At 57.0% G+C, this 14,818-nt stretch carries 14 protein-coding genes; 5 read left to right on the top strand and 9 right to left on the bottom strand.

Going from position 1 to position 14,818, the window contains the following annotated elements:
• Nucleotides 1-124: 124 nt before the first annotated feature.
• The 5 genes from JAO82_RS03395 to JAO82_RS03375 form a co-directional block, all read right to left on the bottom strand.
• The gene (locus JAO82_RS03395; RefSeq protein ID WP_198684941.1) at nucleotides 125-2,416 is read right to left on the bottom strand and encodes a hypothetical protein; all 2,292 of its coding nucleotides are present in this window, start codon (nucleotides 2,414-2,416) and stop codon (nucleotides 125-127) included.
• A complete protein-coding gene (motA, locus tag JAO82_RS03390) occupies nucleotides 2,416-3,285 on the bottom strand; it encodes a flagellar motor stator protein MotA (protein ID WP_198684940.1) in 870 nt (289 codons plus the stop codon). The genes JAO82_RS03395 and motA overlap by 1 nt, the downstream gene beginning before the upstream one ends.
• Nucleotides 3,286-3,352: 67 nt before the next feature.
• Nucleotides 3,353-3,862, bottom strand: coding sequence for a MotE family protein (locus JAO82_RS03385; protein WP_332872476.1), 510 nt, complete (start codon nucleotides 3,860-3,862; stop codon nucleotides 3,353-3,355).
• An 86-nt stretch (nucleotides 3,863-3,948) separates the two neighbouring features.
• Nucleotides 3,949-4,332, bottom strand: coding sequence for a hypothetical protein (locus JAO82_RS03380; RefSeq protein ID WP_198684938.1), 384 nt, complete (start codon nucleotides 4,330-4,332; stop codon nucleotides 3,949-3,951).
• A 9-nt stretch (nucleotides 4,333-4,341) separates the two neighbouring features.
• A complete protein-coding gene (locus JAO82_RS03375) occupies nucleotides 4,342-4,818 on the bottom strand; it encodes a flagellar basal body-associated FliL family protein (protein ID WP_198684937.1) in 477 nt (158 codons plus the stop codon).
• A gap of 119 nt (nucleotides 4,819-4,937) precedes the next feature.
• Between JAO82_RS03375 and fliF the strand changes: the two genes are divergently transcribed.
• The 4 genes from fliF to fliP are packed head-to-tail and all read left to right on the top strand — an operon-like array spanning nucleotide 4,938 to nucleotide 8,182.
• On the top strand, nucleotides 4,938-6,548 hold the full coding sequence (gene fliF / locus JAO82_RS03370) for a flagellar basal-body MS-ring/collar protein FliF (protein ID WP_198684936.1): 1,611 nt from the start codon (nucleotides 4,938-4,940) through the stop codon (nucleotides 6,546-6,548).
• Nucleotides 6,548-7,147: a FliH/SctL family protein gene (locus JAO82_RS03365; protein WP_198684935.1), complete on the top strand. Its 600-nt coding sequence runs from the start codon at nucleotides 6,548-6,550 to the stop codon at nucleotides 7,145-7,147. Before fliF ends, JAO82_RS03365 begins: the two co-directional genes overlap by 1 nt.
• Nucleotides 7,140-7,439 (top strand): FliM/FliN family flagellar motor switch protein, encoded by a 300-nt coding sequence (locus JAO82_RS03360; RefSeq protein WP_198684934.1) that lies wholly within the window; start codon nucleotides 7,140-7,142, stop codon nucleotides 7,437-7,439. The genes JAO82_RS03365 and JAO82_RS03360 overlap by 8 nt, the downstream gene beginning before the upstream one ends.
• Nucleotides 7,440-7,483: 44 nt before the next feature.
• A complete protein-coding gene (gene fliP, locus JAO82_RS03355; RefSeq protein ID WP_198685221.1) occupies nucleotides 7,484-8,182 on the top strand; it encodes a flagellar type III secretion system pore protein FliP in 699 nt (232 codons plus the stop codon).
• A gap of 35 nt (nucleotides 8,183-8,217) precedes the next feature.
• Here the strand turns inward: fliP and mtaB are convergent, their stop codons facing one another.
• The 4 genes from mtaB to tgt form a co-directional block, all read right to left on the bottom strand.
• The gene (gene mtaB / locus JAO82_RS03350) at nucleotides 8,218-9,465 is read right to left on the bottom strand and encodes a tRNA (N(6)-L-threonylcarbamoyladenosine(37)-C(2))-methylthiotransferase MtaB (protein WP_198684933.1); all 1,248 of its coding nucleotides are present in this window, start codon (nucleotides 9,463-9,465) and stop codon (nucleotides 8,218-8,220) included.
• Entirely contained in the window at nucleotides 9,462-10,286 is an 825-nt protein-coding gene (gene dapF, locus JAO82_RS03345) for a diaminopimelate epimerase (protein WP_198684932.1), read from the bottom strand. The genes mtaB and dapF overlap by 4 nt, the downstream gene beginning before the upstream one ends.
• 130 nt (nucleotides 10,287-10,416) lie before the next feature.
• Complete coding sequence (gene lon, locus JAO82_RS03340) at nucleotides 10,417-12,828, bottom strand: endopeptidase La (RefSeq protein WP_198684931.1); 2,412 nt, start codon at nucleotides 12,826-12,828, stop codon at nucleotides 10,417-10,419.
• Nucleotides 12,829-13,120: 292 nt separating this feature from the next.
• On the bottom strand, nucleotides 13,121-14,251 hold the full coding sequence (tgt, locus tag JAO82_RS03335; protein WP_198684930.1) for a tRNA guanosine(34) transglycosylase Tgt: 1,131 nt from the start codon (nucleotides 14,249-14,251) through the stop codon (nucleotides 13,121-13,123).
• A gap of 153 nt (nucleotides 14,252-14,404) precedes the next feature.
• On the opposite strand from tgt, the gene JAO82_RS03330 reads away from it, so the two are divergent.
• Entirely contained in the window at nucleotides 14,405-14,767 is a 363-nt protein-coding gene (locus JAO82_RS03330) for an SUF system Fe-S cluster assembly protein (protein ID WP_198684929.1), read from the top strand.
• The last annotated feature ends 51 nt before the right edge of the window (nucleotides 14,768-14,818 follow it).

The following is a 14,818-nucleotide window of genomic DNA, read 5'->3' as shown; positions in this document are numbered from 1 at the left end:
TGTCGATAATTCAGGCGATTATAGTTCGGCTCAACAACCTCAGGGTGAAGTTTTGGGCGCCCCGCTGCGGGGTCCTGCATGGGAACATGCCAAGGCTTATCAACCATACTGTTTACACTTCCTGTCAGTTGGCGGCGGTCTCGTCAAAATTCTCGCCCACAAACATGGCGTCCAACAGATCAGATATCTGGCCCCGTGAGTGTTCTGAGCCTTCCAACAATGCGCGCGCCTGCGCCAAAGGGGTGGGCGGGAGCTCAGCGTTATTTCCAGCATCAAGGGCCGGTATGCTTTGCGCCGTTGCGCCATAAAGCGGTGCTTCATCGGGTATATTCTCGAGCTCTCCAGCCAACCAATAGCTACGCGCGGCGCTGGCCGCGTCATTTGCCTGCGTGAAAAACGCTGCAGCCTCCGCATGGTTTTTACTTTTCGACAACGCTTGGGCGCGGAGCCGATCAGCTTTGGAGCCAACGCTCTTCCCCAAGACAGCCATCGCACGATGCGGCAGGTCGGCAGCCAAAGCTGCCTCGGCCCGAATCAAAAGACCATCATCGTCGATTCGCCCCCCATAGTCGTTGCCCAGCAACTTCTGGACTTGTCCATGAAAGCCAAGCTCCATCAGCCGGCCCGCGACTTTCTCGGTCACATGGTCAAATTCACCCTTCGCAAACAAGGGCGTATTTCCAAGAACGAGTTCCAGAAAGACGAGATCGTCAGCCCGGTCAGTCATCGCCGTGAATAGGGCGCCCCAGATTTCAGGGCTTGCCGGGCGCCGAACGTGCTGCTCATAAGCTGCAAGTGCTTCGAACCCGGCGCGGAACTGATTTCGCATGGCGAGTGCAAGAACACGGGCTTCTTGCAACTGATCACCCAAGGACGAACCCCGGTTCTCCATCGCAAATGCTTCAGCAAGTTCCGCAGTTTCCGGCGGTAATTCCCCCCCTGTTTCCCACCTCATTTTCACCAATTTCACCAGCGCTTCCGCCGCCTGTTCGGCCCCGGATGTAACCACTCTGGCGGCCTGCTCCGAGGCTGTCTGCCGATCGCCTTTCAGCGCATTGATCTCTGCCGCCGCCAGATCCACAGCCGGATCACGGGAGGCGCTGGCCCGCTCTGCAATGCGCAGCGCGGTGTTGGCAATCTCGGCCCGACCGGCGCTCATATAAATTCGGCTGATACGAAGCCCGATCAAATGTCGCAAATGCGCTGGCAATTCCATCAGGGCCTGCAGAACCGCGTCATCATTTGTTTCCGGTGGCAAACTTGACGCTGCAAGAACAGCCCAAAGGGAGCTAGCGCCGCTGCATCCTTGGTGCAATAAAAACGACTCAGTTGAGACGGCGTCAAGACCATCCAGAATCCGTGACATTTCCAGCAAGATTTCTGTGTTTTCTTGGCGATGACTTTTGAGCTTCAAAACCTGAGCGGCTTCAGCGCCGAAACCAAAATATATATAGTTCTTTGCCAACCCGATCTGGGCGTCTCGGTTCAGGATGTCAAACTCGTGATAAAGCTCAGATCGCCACGTGCCGATCTGATCCGCAAAGGGGTCTTCACTCCCCCACTCCGCAAGCTTTAGCATTTCCGCAGGATAACAATTGGAGCCATATCCAGCGATCTCCATTGTATTGCGGACATCTGCCAGATCTCGATCAACGGAGGTTTGCGCCGAAAGCCCCGGCTTTGACGGAGTTTCGCGAGGCGGTTTCAGGTCAGGCACTAAGGCTTCCGGTTCCGGCGCATCTCTCGAAGATCCCGTAAAATCAAGCAAACCTTGATCAACCGCTCTGTCAATCTGAGCCAGAAGCCTTTTTTCTGAGCGTCGTGACGCGGCACGCGGTAGGTCAGTCTTCGGGGGCAAGGGGGGGGTGTCGGCATTGCTCCCGGACTGCAACCTGCTATCTGGCTGAGAACTCTTGGGGCGCGGGATCCTATTACGATTGCGGGAATTTAACATAAAGGGCGCTGCGCTCACCGCCCGGCCCCCCGCAGCTGTCATCGGAAAACGAAATGTCGGTTCAAGAATCGGCTGATGAATGTCAGGGGCTTGAGCTGACGGCGTTCGCGGATCCATGATGTCGATAACAAGGCGCCGGTCCGAGAGCGTGAAACTCTTTAACTTACAATCGCAAGCCAGAAACATCTCAAGCGGTGCGCCGGCAGAAGATTGTGTTACTCTCGCAAGACGGCTTCGTGGAATACGTTTGAAAACATCGGCGATTCCAAAATGGACCTGCGGAAGATCAAGGGTCAGAGCCGCAGTTCGGCCCTGCTGCGTCAGGGACCACTCGACGCCGATCGGCAAAGTAAGAACCAAGCGCGAGAAATTCTCATGTTCACCCGAACGTATTGCCAAGGTTTGCGCTGAAACCGGGAAGGCAAGCAGTAATACGAATAATGCCAGATAGATTATCGGCATCAGGCTACGTCCTGCTTTGAGGATCGCAGCGCCTTTTCAAGATCATTGAAGCCGGGCCGAATATGCGCGGGAGTGTTCTGACGTCCAACCTCAATACAGATCGCTGCGGCATGGCTGTGAAGGTTGGCGACCAAGACCTCCCGGATGAGCTGATAGAAGTGGCTGTCGTCTTCCACAATAGTCTTGAGGCGGGCAGCGAAAGGGCCGACAAATCCATATGCCAGAAATACACCCAAAAACGTCCCGACCAACGCGCCACCAATCAATCTTCCCAATATTTCTGGCGGTTGGTCTATCGACCCCATTGTTTTGATCACACCAAGAACGGCAGCGACGATTCCTAAAGCCGGTAACCCGTCAGCAACGGTTTGCAAGGCGTGACATGAATGCATGGCGTTATGAAGATTTGCCTCGGTTCTCTTCTCAAGCACCTCCTCGACTTGGTTGGGATCGTCATAATTCATCGCGGCAGAGCGCAATGTATCACAGATTAGATCGATGGCTTCATCATCCTGAAGAATTCGTGGATAGGACAAGAAAACGGTTGAGTTTTTCGGATATTCTATATGTTGCTCAATTGCAATTGGGTTTTGTCGCGCAACTCTGATCAGCGTGAATAGAAGGCACAAAAGATCGCGATAATCGTCCGGCTTCCATCGCGGTCCTTTGAAAACCCGCGCAATGTCTCGCACTGTTCGCTTTATAGCAGCCAAATCATTGCTGATTAAAAAGGCACCGATAGCAGCGCCACCAATTATGCTAAGCTCATATGGCAATGACTTCAGGACGATCGCCAGCTTTCCACCAGCAGCCAGATAGCCGCCAAACACCATAACGAAAACCATGACGATGCCAATTATCCCGATCATCTTTTTCTCCACGTTCTGGCCTGGTCAGTTTGGACCGAATTCTTTAACAATCGCTAACGAAATGCTTTCAATCACTTGGCGCATTTGCATTTCGACCTGCGAGAATTACGCTGACGGCATAAGCGCTATCGGGACTAAGACCAGACAAAATTCCGGCGGCGGATTCGGGGCGCATGCGCACAAGAAAACCGGCTGCGAATTCCGGCACCATTTCTTCAAACAGAGCGGCAGCGTCTCGGGGTTTCATTTTTTCGTAGACGGTCGTCAGCTTGGTGAGGTCATTCTCTGACGCTCCATCCACCAGCGCTACTGTGGCGCGAAGATTTTCCTCAGCGTTGACGAGCGCCGCGAGCTTGCTTTTGATCGCTGAGTCCGCGATTTGAAGGGCCTTTTCCCGGTCCTCGATCTGACGTTCCCGGATATCCAGATTCCGTTCTCTCTCCTGCAATAATGTGAGAAGCGAGCGCGCGCCGTTATGATCAAGAGCGCCCTGCTCTGCCGTGACCTCGGCGCTTGACGGATCGGCGAGATTTTCGTCGGGCTCTGCGGATACAGCTGGTCCCGCGCTCATTCCCATCCGGATCAGTGCCGATCCTAGCAGGAACATGGGAATCAGGAACAGAACGCCAACCCGAGAGCCGCGCCTAGATAACTGTACCCTTCTCATGAAGGAGAGCCGTTGGGGCCATGGCGCATGAAAACCGAGCCACCCGGTTCCGACCCCGCCTCGTCGACTGGCCCCGCATTGAGCGCCGTTTCGTCATCTACAATATCGTGCATTGATGCCATCAGGAGTTCCAAACGCCCGGCGACCGCTTCGGCCCGCGTGGTCAGGCCACTCAGGGTCGCATTCGCCCCATCCGAGGCCACACGGGCCGCTGCCAAGGTCTTGGTGAGGCCATCAACCTGCGAAGAGAGTACCGCGACAGCCCCCCCGACCCCTTTTTCCAGATCATTGAACCGTTTCAGTCGTCGGGACAGGACAAAGCAATAGAAACCGGCCCCCAGCGCTCCGGCAACTAAAAAAATATCTGCAATTAGCTCCATCGTTGCCTCCTAGTTTAACACGAATTCCATGATCAAAAGATCGCGAACGTTTTCGCGTCCCACGACGACCTGCACACGCCGAAGCATCTGGCCACGCAATCTGGTTAACGCCAGCGGGTCCGTCAGATCCGCCAACTGAAGCGCCCGAAGATAGCCGTTCAATACGTCGATTACCCGCGGCAATAATGATTGGACTTTCCTTATGACGGCTGGATCGACTTCCAGTTGCGCCCGAAAACGCAATTGCCGGATGCTCTGTCCGCCACTAAACGAGATCATAATCGGATCAATCTCCACAAAGGCGATATCCGTTGCTTTGGCAGCAAATGGCCTCTGGTTGCTCAAGGCGGTAATTGGAATCACGCCGGATGAGACTCCGTAATAGCCAGCCGCCGCACCGATTGCCGATAACAATAAAGTTAGGGCCAACCCTCGCTTTCGGTTCTTAGACCGCTTGGCAGGAGCCTCGGTGGCGGCGTCTGTCATTGTGGTTCCTCTTGAATCGTTACAGCCCGTTCATAACCGGTCAGGAACTAACCGATTATTAAGGCAGATCGACGAAACACGGCTCACCCCACACAGAAAACGGTGGAACGGAGGTGAGCATGCAGCGAATCGTCATGACCTGGACCGGGCTGGAAAAACGCCGGCAGGTGATCGTGGTGATCGCAAGCCTGATCATGGCACTAACGATCGCCATCATGTTGATAAAGGCTGCAACCCCTTCGATGAAACTACTGTATGCTGGGCTGGAACCCAGTGCAGCGGGGGAAGTTGTACGGGTTTTGGATCAACGCGGCGCCTCATATGATGTGCGCGGCGGCTCGATCTATGTCCCGTTCAATCAACGCGACGAACTGCGAATGATCTTGGCCGGAGAGGGCGTGCCCACCAACGGGGGGCGCGGTTATGAATTGCTTGATTCGCTGAGCGGGTTCGGCACGACGTCGCAGATGTTTGATGCTGCTTACTGGCGCGCGAAGGAAGGAGAACTCGCGCGCACCATCGTGGCGAGCCCCCATATCGTTCAGGCCCGTGTTCACCTTGCCAATGCCGGGTCCAGCCCGTTCTATCGCAGTGCCGAACCGACGGCTTCGATCGCGGTCACCACCGCGGCGGGTGCCCCGATTACGGCCGATCAAGCAAACGCCATCCGCTTTCTGGTTGCCTCGGCCGTCTCGGGCCTGCCCGTCGAAAACGTTGCGGTAATCGATGCCAATGGCATTCTGATCGGCATCTCTGACAATTCCGCTCCGGCAAACTCAGCAGATGACCGCGCGCAGAAGGTGCGTAATCGGGTTCTTCGCCTGCTTGAAGCCCGCGTTGGGGCCGGAAATGCCGTGGTCGAGGTCAGCGTCGACACCGTCACCGATACCGAATCGATCCGCAGACGTCAAATCGATCCTGAAGCGCGGGTGGCGATCAGTACCGATAGTGAGGAACGCACTGACTCGTCGCGCAACCAAGCACAGGGAGCGGTGACTGTAGCCTCCAATCTCCCCGATGGTGACGCCGCTTACGGCGGGGACGGATCCCATGCGCAAACCAGTGAGACGCGCGAACGGGTTAACTATGAAATATCGCAAACCGATCACGAAATCCTGCGGGCTCCCGGAGCCGTTAAGCGCCTAACGGTCGCAGTCTTGATAAACGGAGTATTTGAAGAGGACGCAAACGGTGTCCCGAGATTTCAACCCCGATCCGACGCCGAACTAACTGCGCTCCATGACCTTGTGGCGTCGGCCGTCGGTTATGACGCGGAACGCGGCGATATGATCACGCTGCGGTCTATGGAGCTGCCTGCCGAGATCGCGGCGGGCACAACAGCAAGCGCATCCTTGCTAAGTGGTCTGGGTCTCGATCTGATGTCGTTGGTTCAGATCTTCGCCCTTTCCATCGTGACGCTTGTTCTTGGGCTCTTTGTTGTACGTCCAATCCTGACGAAACCCAAAGCACTGCCGCCCCCCATTTTGACCGCCGAGGCCGAAAAATCGGCCACTGCCCCCGCACCGACCTTGCCCGGCGTCATCGACGGTAAGTCCGCAAAACAGGCCCTGCCCGCCAATCAGGGCGCGAGCGAAGTTAGCCGGGCGCTTGCCGAGCCCGACACCGGACATCCGGTGGATCGGCTTCGCTCGATGATCGGTGAACGGCAGGAGGAAACCGTCGAAATCCTGCGCAGTTGGCTTGAAGAAGAGCGCGAAGGGAAAGCCTGATGCCCATTTCTCATCACCTCGAAGATTTTAGCTCCGAAGATTCGCCGACCTCTTCGACCGGATTGATCTCCATAAAAGCGCTGGAAGATCAAAATCTGGATAATTTCGAGCAAGGCTATTCAGCGGGTTGGGAAGACGCGATCTCCGCTCAAGCTGAAAACCGGGCCCAGATCTCAGCGGCGCTGGGGCGATCTTTGGAAAATATGTCGCTCACTTATCATGAGGTGCGAACCCAACTACTCGCCTCATTGCAGCCTCTATTCGAAGATCTGGTTTCGGCGGTACTCCCTGAAACCATGATGCGGGTGTTCGGTTACCGGATCGTGGATCAGCTTTACACGCTGACCAAAGAGCAGACCGCACAACCGGTGGTGATTGCCGTCGCCCCCGGAGAATCGACCGGATTGAAAGAACTCATCGCTCAGGGGTTTGCACTGCTGATTGAGGTACACGAAGATGACGATCTTGATCCGGGAATGGCGATCATCCGTCTGAATTCGCACGAATATGAATTGGACAGTAGCGAACTTCTAGCGTCGATAAACCAGTCCGTGACGTCATTCTTCTATCACATCAATCAGGAGAATACCAATGGATGATGGTATCAAAAAATTCGTCACACCGGCTGCCGAGCCGGGCAATCCCTTCGTCTCTCTCCCGATCGAGATCACCGTTTCGGTGGGAAAGGCACGTCCGACGATACGGGAGCTTATGGGACTGGACCAAAACTCTGTCCTCACTCTCGATAAACGGATCGACGATCCGGTCGAGCTTTATGTCGGTGATCGGCTGGTCGCACGCGGACAACTTGAAGAGTTAAGCGGGGATCAAGCTGGCCAACTGGCTGTCCGCCTGAGCGAGATCGCGGATTTACAGAATGGGCTTGAATGAAAACCCTTTTAAAACTCTGCCTGATTACACTCGCCCTAGGGGCCATGATCACGTTTCCCCAAATTGTCCAGGCTCAGGAACTCAGCCTCTCCCTTGGCGAGGGCGGTTCGATAACCGCGCGCTCGATCCAATTGATTCTGCTGATCACCGTACTCAGCCTGGCACCTGGTCTGGCGATCATGATCACGTGTTTCCCCTTCCTCGTGACAGTGCTCGGCATTTTGAGGCAGGCAATCGGGTTGCAACAAAGCCCACCAAACATGCTGATCGTGAGCCTTGCGCTTTTCCTGACCTATTTCGTCATGGAACCGGTTTTTACCGAAGCTTGGGAGGCCGGCATAAGCCCGCTGATCGAGGAAACTATCGACACTGAGACAGCGATCGAGCGCACGCTCGATCCGTTTCGCCGATTCATGGCAGCGCGGGTTGATCCCGGCACCTTCCACGCCTTGGCCGACCTTAGGCCGCAGACAGAAACACTTGCGCCCACGCCGGATGCGCCGACTTCTGTTCTGATCCCCAGTTTTCTGTTGTCCGAAATCGCGCGGGCCTTCCAAATCGGATTTCTAGTTTTCCTGCCATTTCTGATCATCGACCTGGTCGTCGCCGCAGTGTTGATGTCGATGGGCATGATGATGGTTCCGCCGGCCATCGTCTCGCTGCCCTTCAAGCTCGCATTTTTCGTGATCGCCGATGGATGGAGCCTGATCGCCAGCGCACTGGTCCGCAGTTACTATCCATGAGGGTACTCACATCAACTGAGCCGCTCGTGAACAGCTTAAGCTGTCAGGCGGCCACCGTCGACGCCCCGAATTTTGGTCGTGACAACCTGTCCCTCTAGCTGCGCCGCGACAAATCGAACTTCGGTGAATTGCTCTGTGCGTCCCATATGCGCGTTTTCCATCAACACCCGGTGAGTTTTCCCCTGTTGAGCCGCGAGATGTCGCGCAACTTGCTGATCCCCTGCCTTGCGCAGCCTTGCCGCGCGCGCCTTGATATCGCTGCCATTAACCTGCGGCATACGCGCGGCAGGGGTTCCGGGACGGGGCGAATAGGGGAAGACATGCAGCCATGTCAGGTCACATTCCGCAACCATCGCAAGCGCGTTTTCAAACATCGCCTCGGTCTCAGTCGGAAACCCCGCGATAATATCGGCACCGAATGTCATGTCGGGGCGCAGCGCACGCGCCGTCTGGCAAAAGCGAATGGCGTCCTCGCGCAAATGTCGGCGCTTCATCCGCTTCAGGATCATGTCGTCGCCATGCTGAAGGCTGAGATGTAGATGCGGCATCAGGCGCGGCTGCGTGGCAATCGCGTCCATCAGCGCGTCGTCAACCTCGATGCTGTCGATACTGCTGATCCGCAACCGGGCCAAATCCGGCACAAGCCGCAGGATCCGCTGCACCAGATTTCCAAGCTGCGGCGTAGCAGGCAAATCAGCCCCCCAGCTGGTCAGATCCACCCCGGTTAACACGACCTCATTATAGCCCTTGTCGACAAGGCGCTTGATCTGTTCGACCACGACCCCGGCGGGAACGCTGCGTGAGTTGCCGCGCCCAAACGGAATGATGCAGAATGTACAGCGGTGGTCGCACCCGTTCTGAACCTGCACATAGGCCCGCGACCGCGTGCCGAAACCGTCAATCAAATGACCGGCGGTTTCGGTTACGGACATGATGTCATCGACCTGAACCGGTTCGGTTTCGAATTCACCCGCCAACCCGGCCCACGTGGAGGCACGCATCTTTTCAGCGTTGCCGATGACCGCGTCGACCTCGTCCATCGCTGCAAAAGTCTCCGGCTCGGTCTGTGCAGCACATCCGGTAACAATCAATCTCGCACCAGGATTTTCGCGGCGCAGCCGGCGGATTTCCTGCCGCGCCTTGCGCACCGCCTCGCTGGTAACAGCACAGGTATTGACGATCACCGCATCCGACAAACCCGCCTGCCCCGACAGCTCTTTCATGGCTTCGGTTTCATAGGCATTCAGACGACAGCCAAGCGTCGTAAACTTTGGTGCGCTCATGCGATACCATCCAGAAATTCGCGCGTGAATGCGCCGTTGAATACATGGGCTGTCGGTCCGGTCAACCAGACACCATCCTCGCGCCAATCAACATTCAGCGTGCCGCCGTCCAGATCGACGCGCACGCTGCGCCCGGTCAGCCCGCGCCGCGCCGCCGCCACCGCGACAGCGCAGGAGGACGAGCCCGATGCCAATGTCACGCCAACGCCACGTTCCCAGACCCGCATCCGCAGGCGATCCTGTCCCGCCACATGTACGATCTGCACATTGGTCCGTTGCGGGAATAGCAGGTGGTGCTCATAGCGAGGTGCAAACTCCGCAAGCGAGATCTGATCGACGTCTTTGACAAAAAACGTGCAGTGAGGGTTTCCCATGCCTGTCGCCGTCGGATTGCCTTCAATCGGCAGCTTTAGGGTATCGATATCTTCCGCCAGAGGTATCTCATTCCATAGCAACTGCGGTGCACCCATGTTGACCGAGACCAATCCCTGCCCTGCCTTGCAAGCTTCAAGACGGCCGCGCTCGGTTGTCAGCGCCAGCCGGTCTTTTCCGGTCTCGGTCATCAAATATTGCGCGATACAGCGGGTGGCATTGCCACATGTGCCCGACACTGATCCATCTGCGTTGTAAAAAATCAGCCGCGCATCGCTGGTCGCTGACGGCATTATAATTGCGAGTTGATCATACCCGACACCGCGATGCCGATCAGCAATCGCGCTGATCATGGCAGGTGTAACCTGCATGTTGTGCACACGCATATCCAACACGACAAAGTCGTTTCCAAGCCCGTGCATTTTTATGAAGCGTAATTCGTCTTCCATCGCACTGTTCTTCGATTACTCATAACGCCCACGCAGCAACGTATCCAGCCAAATCGAGCTATTACATCTGGACAGCGCAAAAGGGGTGGACCGTTCCCAATCCACCCCATGAGACCTTTGCGCCATCGGATCAGTGCGTTGTGGTGTTGCCGGTCCCTTCCGATTTGGCCAAGGCTGCCTTCGCGGCTGCCGCCTCTTCGGCTGCCTCATCCCACTCCACCGGCTCGGGCTTGCGCACCAGCGCGTGTTCCAGAACTTCGGACACATGGCTCACCGGGATGATGGTCAGCCCCTCTTTTACATTGTCGGGGATGTCGACCAGATCCTTTTCGTTCTCCTTCGGGATCAGCACCGTCTTGATGCCGCCTCTCAGCGCCGCCAAAAGCTTTTCCTTCAATCCGCCGATTGGCAGCGCATTGCCGCGTAGCGTCACCTCACCGGTCATGGCAATATCCTTGCGCACCGGGATTTGCGACAGCACCGATACGATCGATGTAACCATTGCCAAACCGGCGCTCGGGCCGTCTTTGGGCGTCGCCCCTTCGGGAACATGCACGTGAATGTCCCACTTTTCAAAACGCGGCGGTTTCACGCCGATCTGCGGGCTGATCGAGCGGACATAGCTGCTTGCCGCGTCGATGCTTTCTTTCATCACATCGCCCAACGTGCCGGTGGTCTTCATCCGGCCCTTGCCCGGCAAGCGCAGCGCCTCGATGTTCAGCAACTCGCCCCCAACCGATGTATAGGCCAGCCCGGTGACAACGCCGATCTGGTCCTCCTCCTCGGCCAGGCCGAAGCGGAATTTCGCCACACCTAGGAAATCAGACAGGTTGTCCGGCGTCACCGTGACGCTGTCGTCCTCCTTGCGGACAATTCGCGTCAGCGCCTTGCGGGCAACCTTGGCAATCTCGCGCTCAAGGTTCCGTACCCCGGCCTCGCGCGTATAGGTGCGGATGATCGCGGTCAGCGCGTCTTCGGTCAGCTCGAACTCGCCTTTTTTCAGGCCGTGGTTCTTGATCTGCTTTGGCAGCAGGTGCTGCTTGGCGATTTCACGTTTCTCGTCCTCGGTGTAACCGGCCAGCGGGATGATCTCCATCCGGTCCAGAAGCGGCCCCGGCATATTGTAGCTGTTCGAGGTCGTCAGGAACATCACGTTGGACAGATCGTATTCCACTTCAAGATAGTGGTCCACGAAGGTGTTGTTCTGCTCCGGGTCCAGCACCTCAAGCATCGCGCTGGCTGGATCACCCCGGAAATCCTGACCCATCTTGTCAATCTCGTCGAGCAAGATCAGCGGGTTGGTGGTTTTCGCCTTTTTCAGCGCCTGGATGATCTTGCCCGGCATCGAACCGATATAGGTCCGCCGGTGACCGCGAATTTCGGATTCGTCGCGGACGCCGCCAAGGCTGATGCGGATGAATTCGCGCCCCGTCGCCCGTGCAACCGATTTGCCAAGACTGGTCTTGCCAACGCCCGGAGGGCCGACAAGACACATGATCGGTCCCTTCATCTTCCGCGAACGCTGTTGCACCGCCAGATATTCGACGATCCGTTCCTTGACCTTTTCAAGGCCATAGTGATCATCATCCAGCACCTGCTGGGCTTTGCTCAAATCCCTTTTCACACGGCTCTTCACGCCCCACGGGATGCTTAACATCCAGTCCAGGTAATTGCGCACGACTGTCGCCTCGGCGCTCATCGGCGACATGTTCTTGAGCTTCTTGAGCTCGGCGTCGGCCTTTTCACGGGCTTCCTTGCTCAGCTTGACCTCTTCGATTCGCGCCTCCAGTTCGGCGATTTCATTCTGGCCGTCATCGCCATCGCCCAACTCGTGCTGAATGGCCTTCATCTGCTCATTCAGGTAATATTCGCGCTGGGTCTTCTCCATCTGGCTCTTGACCCGAGTCTTGATCTTTTTCTCGACTTGCAGAACGCTCATTTCGCCCTGCATCAGACCATAAACCTTTTCCAGTCGCTCGGAGACCGACAGGGTTTCCAGCAAATCCTGTTTCTGCTCGACATCGATGCCCAGATGCCCGGCGACCAGATCGGCCAACTTGGCCGGTTCAGCGCTCTCGCCGACGGCGGCCAGCGCTTCTTCGGGAATGTTCTTACGCACCTTGGCATAGCGCTCGAACTCATCCGCAACGGTCCGCAACAGGGCCTTGGTCGTGTCTTCGTCGCCTGGAACCTCGGTCAGATATTCTGCGCGCGCCTCAAAAAAGGCGTCGTTGTCGATGAATTCGGTAATACGGACCCGCTCATGGCCTTCGACCAAAACCTTGACTGTGCCATCGGGGAGTTTCAGCAGTTGCAGCACATTGGCCAACACACCGGCTCGGTAAATACCGTCAGCTTCGGGGTCGTCAACGCCAGGGTCGATTTGGCTGGACAGCAAAATCTGCTTGTCATCCGCCATAACCTCCTCAAGCGCGTTCACGGATTTCTCGCGCCCCACGAAAAGCGGAACGATCATGTGCGGGAATACCACGATGTCGCGCAGCGGCAGCACCGGGTAGGATGAATTGAGTGGCTCTTGCATGCTCGTTTCCTTGTTGTTGGCAAGGGACGCTGGCCCCGGTTATCGGCAGCACACGGTCCCTTCCTGTCGCTGAATTATCTGGGGCGCGCGGCCCCTGGTTTCAACCATGTCCGGTTCTCGGCGGCGAACATGCCCTTGGATGCCATTGTGGGCAAGGCCGTTTTGCCCAATTATTGCAATCTCGCCCTATGCACTCCCGAACAGATCAACCGCCACGCTCCGTTTTCTTCTTGCCCGAAATATCCCCGCCGGAGGCTTCGCGCCGCCGGCGCGAAATACCCGGCATAGCCCCTTACAAAGGCTCGATATCGCCCTGTTCGCGCTGGCGATGGAAGGCACTCTGCCAATCAGCAAATTGCCCGGCCGTGATCGCGTCGCGCATTTCGGCCATGATCTGCTGGTAATAGTGCAGATTATGCCAAGTCAGCAGCATCGAGCTAATGATCTCCTGACTGCGAAAGACATGATGCAGATAGGCACGTGAATAGTTGCGGCAGGCCGGGCAGCCACATGCCTCATCCAGCGGGCGCGGGTCGTCCTGATGGCGGGCGTTCTTTATGTTCAGCACGCCATGGCGCGTGAACACCTGCCCCGTCCGCCCCGAGCGGGACGGCAACACACAATCCATCATGTCGATGCCCCGTGCCACCGCGCCGACGATATCATCGGGCTTGCCGACGCCCATCAAATAGCGGGGTTTGTTCCGGGGCAGCATGTCAGGCGCGTATTCCAGCACGCCAAACATCGCCTCCTGCCCCTCACCCACAGCCAGACCGCCGATCGCATAGCCGTCAAAGCCGATCTCCCTCAACGCTTCGGCGCTTTCGCCGCGCAACTCTTCGGTCACCCCGCCCTGCTGGATGCCAAACAGGGCGTGACCTGGTCGGTCCCCAAACGCCTCGCGTGACCGCTTGGCCCATCGCATTGACAGCCGCATACTTTCCGCCACCGCCGCATCAGTTGCCGGCAGAGCTGGGCATTCATCGAAACACATTACGATGTCGGCCCCCAAAAGCTGTTGGATCTCAATGCTGCGCTCAGGTGTCAGATCATGTTTCGAGCCGTCGATATGCGACCGAAACGTGACCCCGCGCTCAGTCAGTTTGCGCAAACCCGCCAGGCTCATCACCTGAAAGCCACCCGAATCGGTCAGGATCGGCTTTTCCCAGTTCATGAACCGGTGCAGCCCGCCCAGCGCCGCGATGCGTTCGGCACCGGGGCGCAGCATCAAATGGTAGGTATTGCCCAGCAAGACATCGGCACCCGTGGCGGCGACGCTTTCAGGCAGCATCGCCTTGACCGTCGCGGCGGTGCCCACCGGCATGAAGGCGGGCGTCCGGATCCTGCCGCGCGTCGTCTGAATGGCGCCTGCCCGCGCCTTGCCGTCGCGCGCATGCAGATCGAATGTTACGTGACTCGCCATAATCGGCCCCCGCTGCCTCTTTGCTGCCTTTTGCGCCAAATCGCACCGCATGCCAAGCCTTGCTGGTGCGCGACACTTAGGCGCCGGCACGGCACTTTACGGCGGCGCGTTTAAATCCTATATAATCAATCAGGAAACAAACGCGAGGCAGGTATGACCCACGCAACCGAACCGCTAGAGGGCGCGCCTTTGATCGCGCCATCAACCACCGACCATCCGCTTTACGAACAGATCGTAGAGGCGTGTCGATCGGTTTATGATCCGGAAATACCGGTTAATATCTATGATTTAGGCCTGATTTACACGATTGATATTTCACCGGAAAACGAAGTGCATGTCACCATGTCACTGACCGCGCCGGGGTGTCCTGTCGCGGGCGAGATGCCCGGCTGGGTGGCCGACGCCGTCGAGCCGATTGCCGGGGTCAAACAGGTTGATGTGGACCTGACCTGGGAGCCGCCTTGGGGCATGGACATGATGAGCGACGAAGCCCGGCTGGAACTGGGATTCATGTAAGCAAGTAAAATAACTTGCTTTTCTAAAAAGAAGGCGGATATACTTTCCTCA

The organism is Pontibaca salina (genome assembly GCF_016307205.1).
GTDB lineage: Bacteria > Pseudomonadota > Alphaproteobacteria > Rhodobacterales > Rhodobacteraceae > Pontibaca > Pontibaca salina.
Note: the sequence above shows the minus strand (reverse complement) of the source record. Positions and strands in the feature narration are given on the sequence as shown.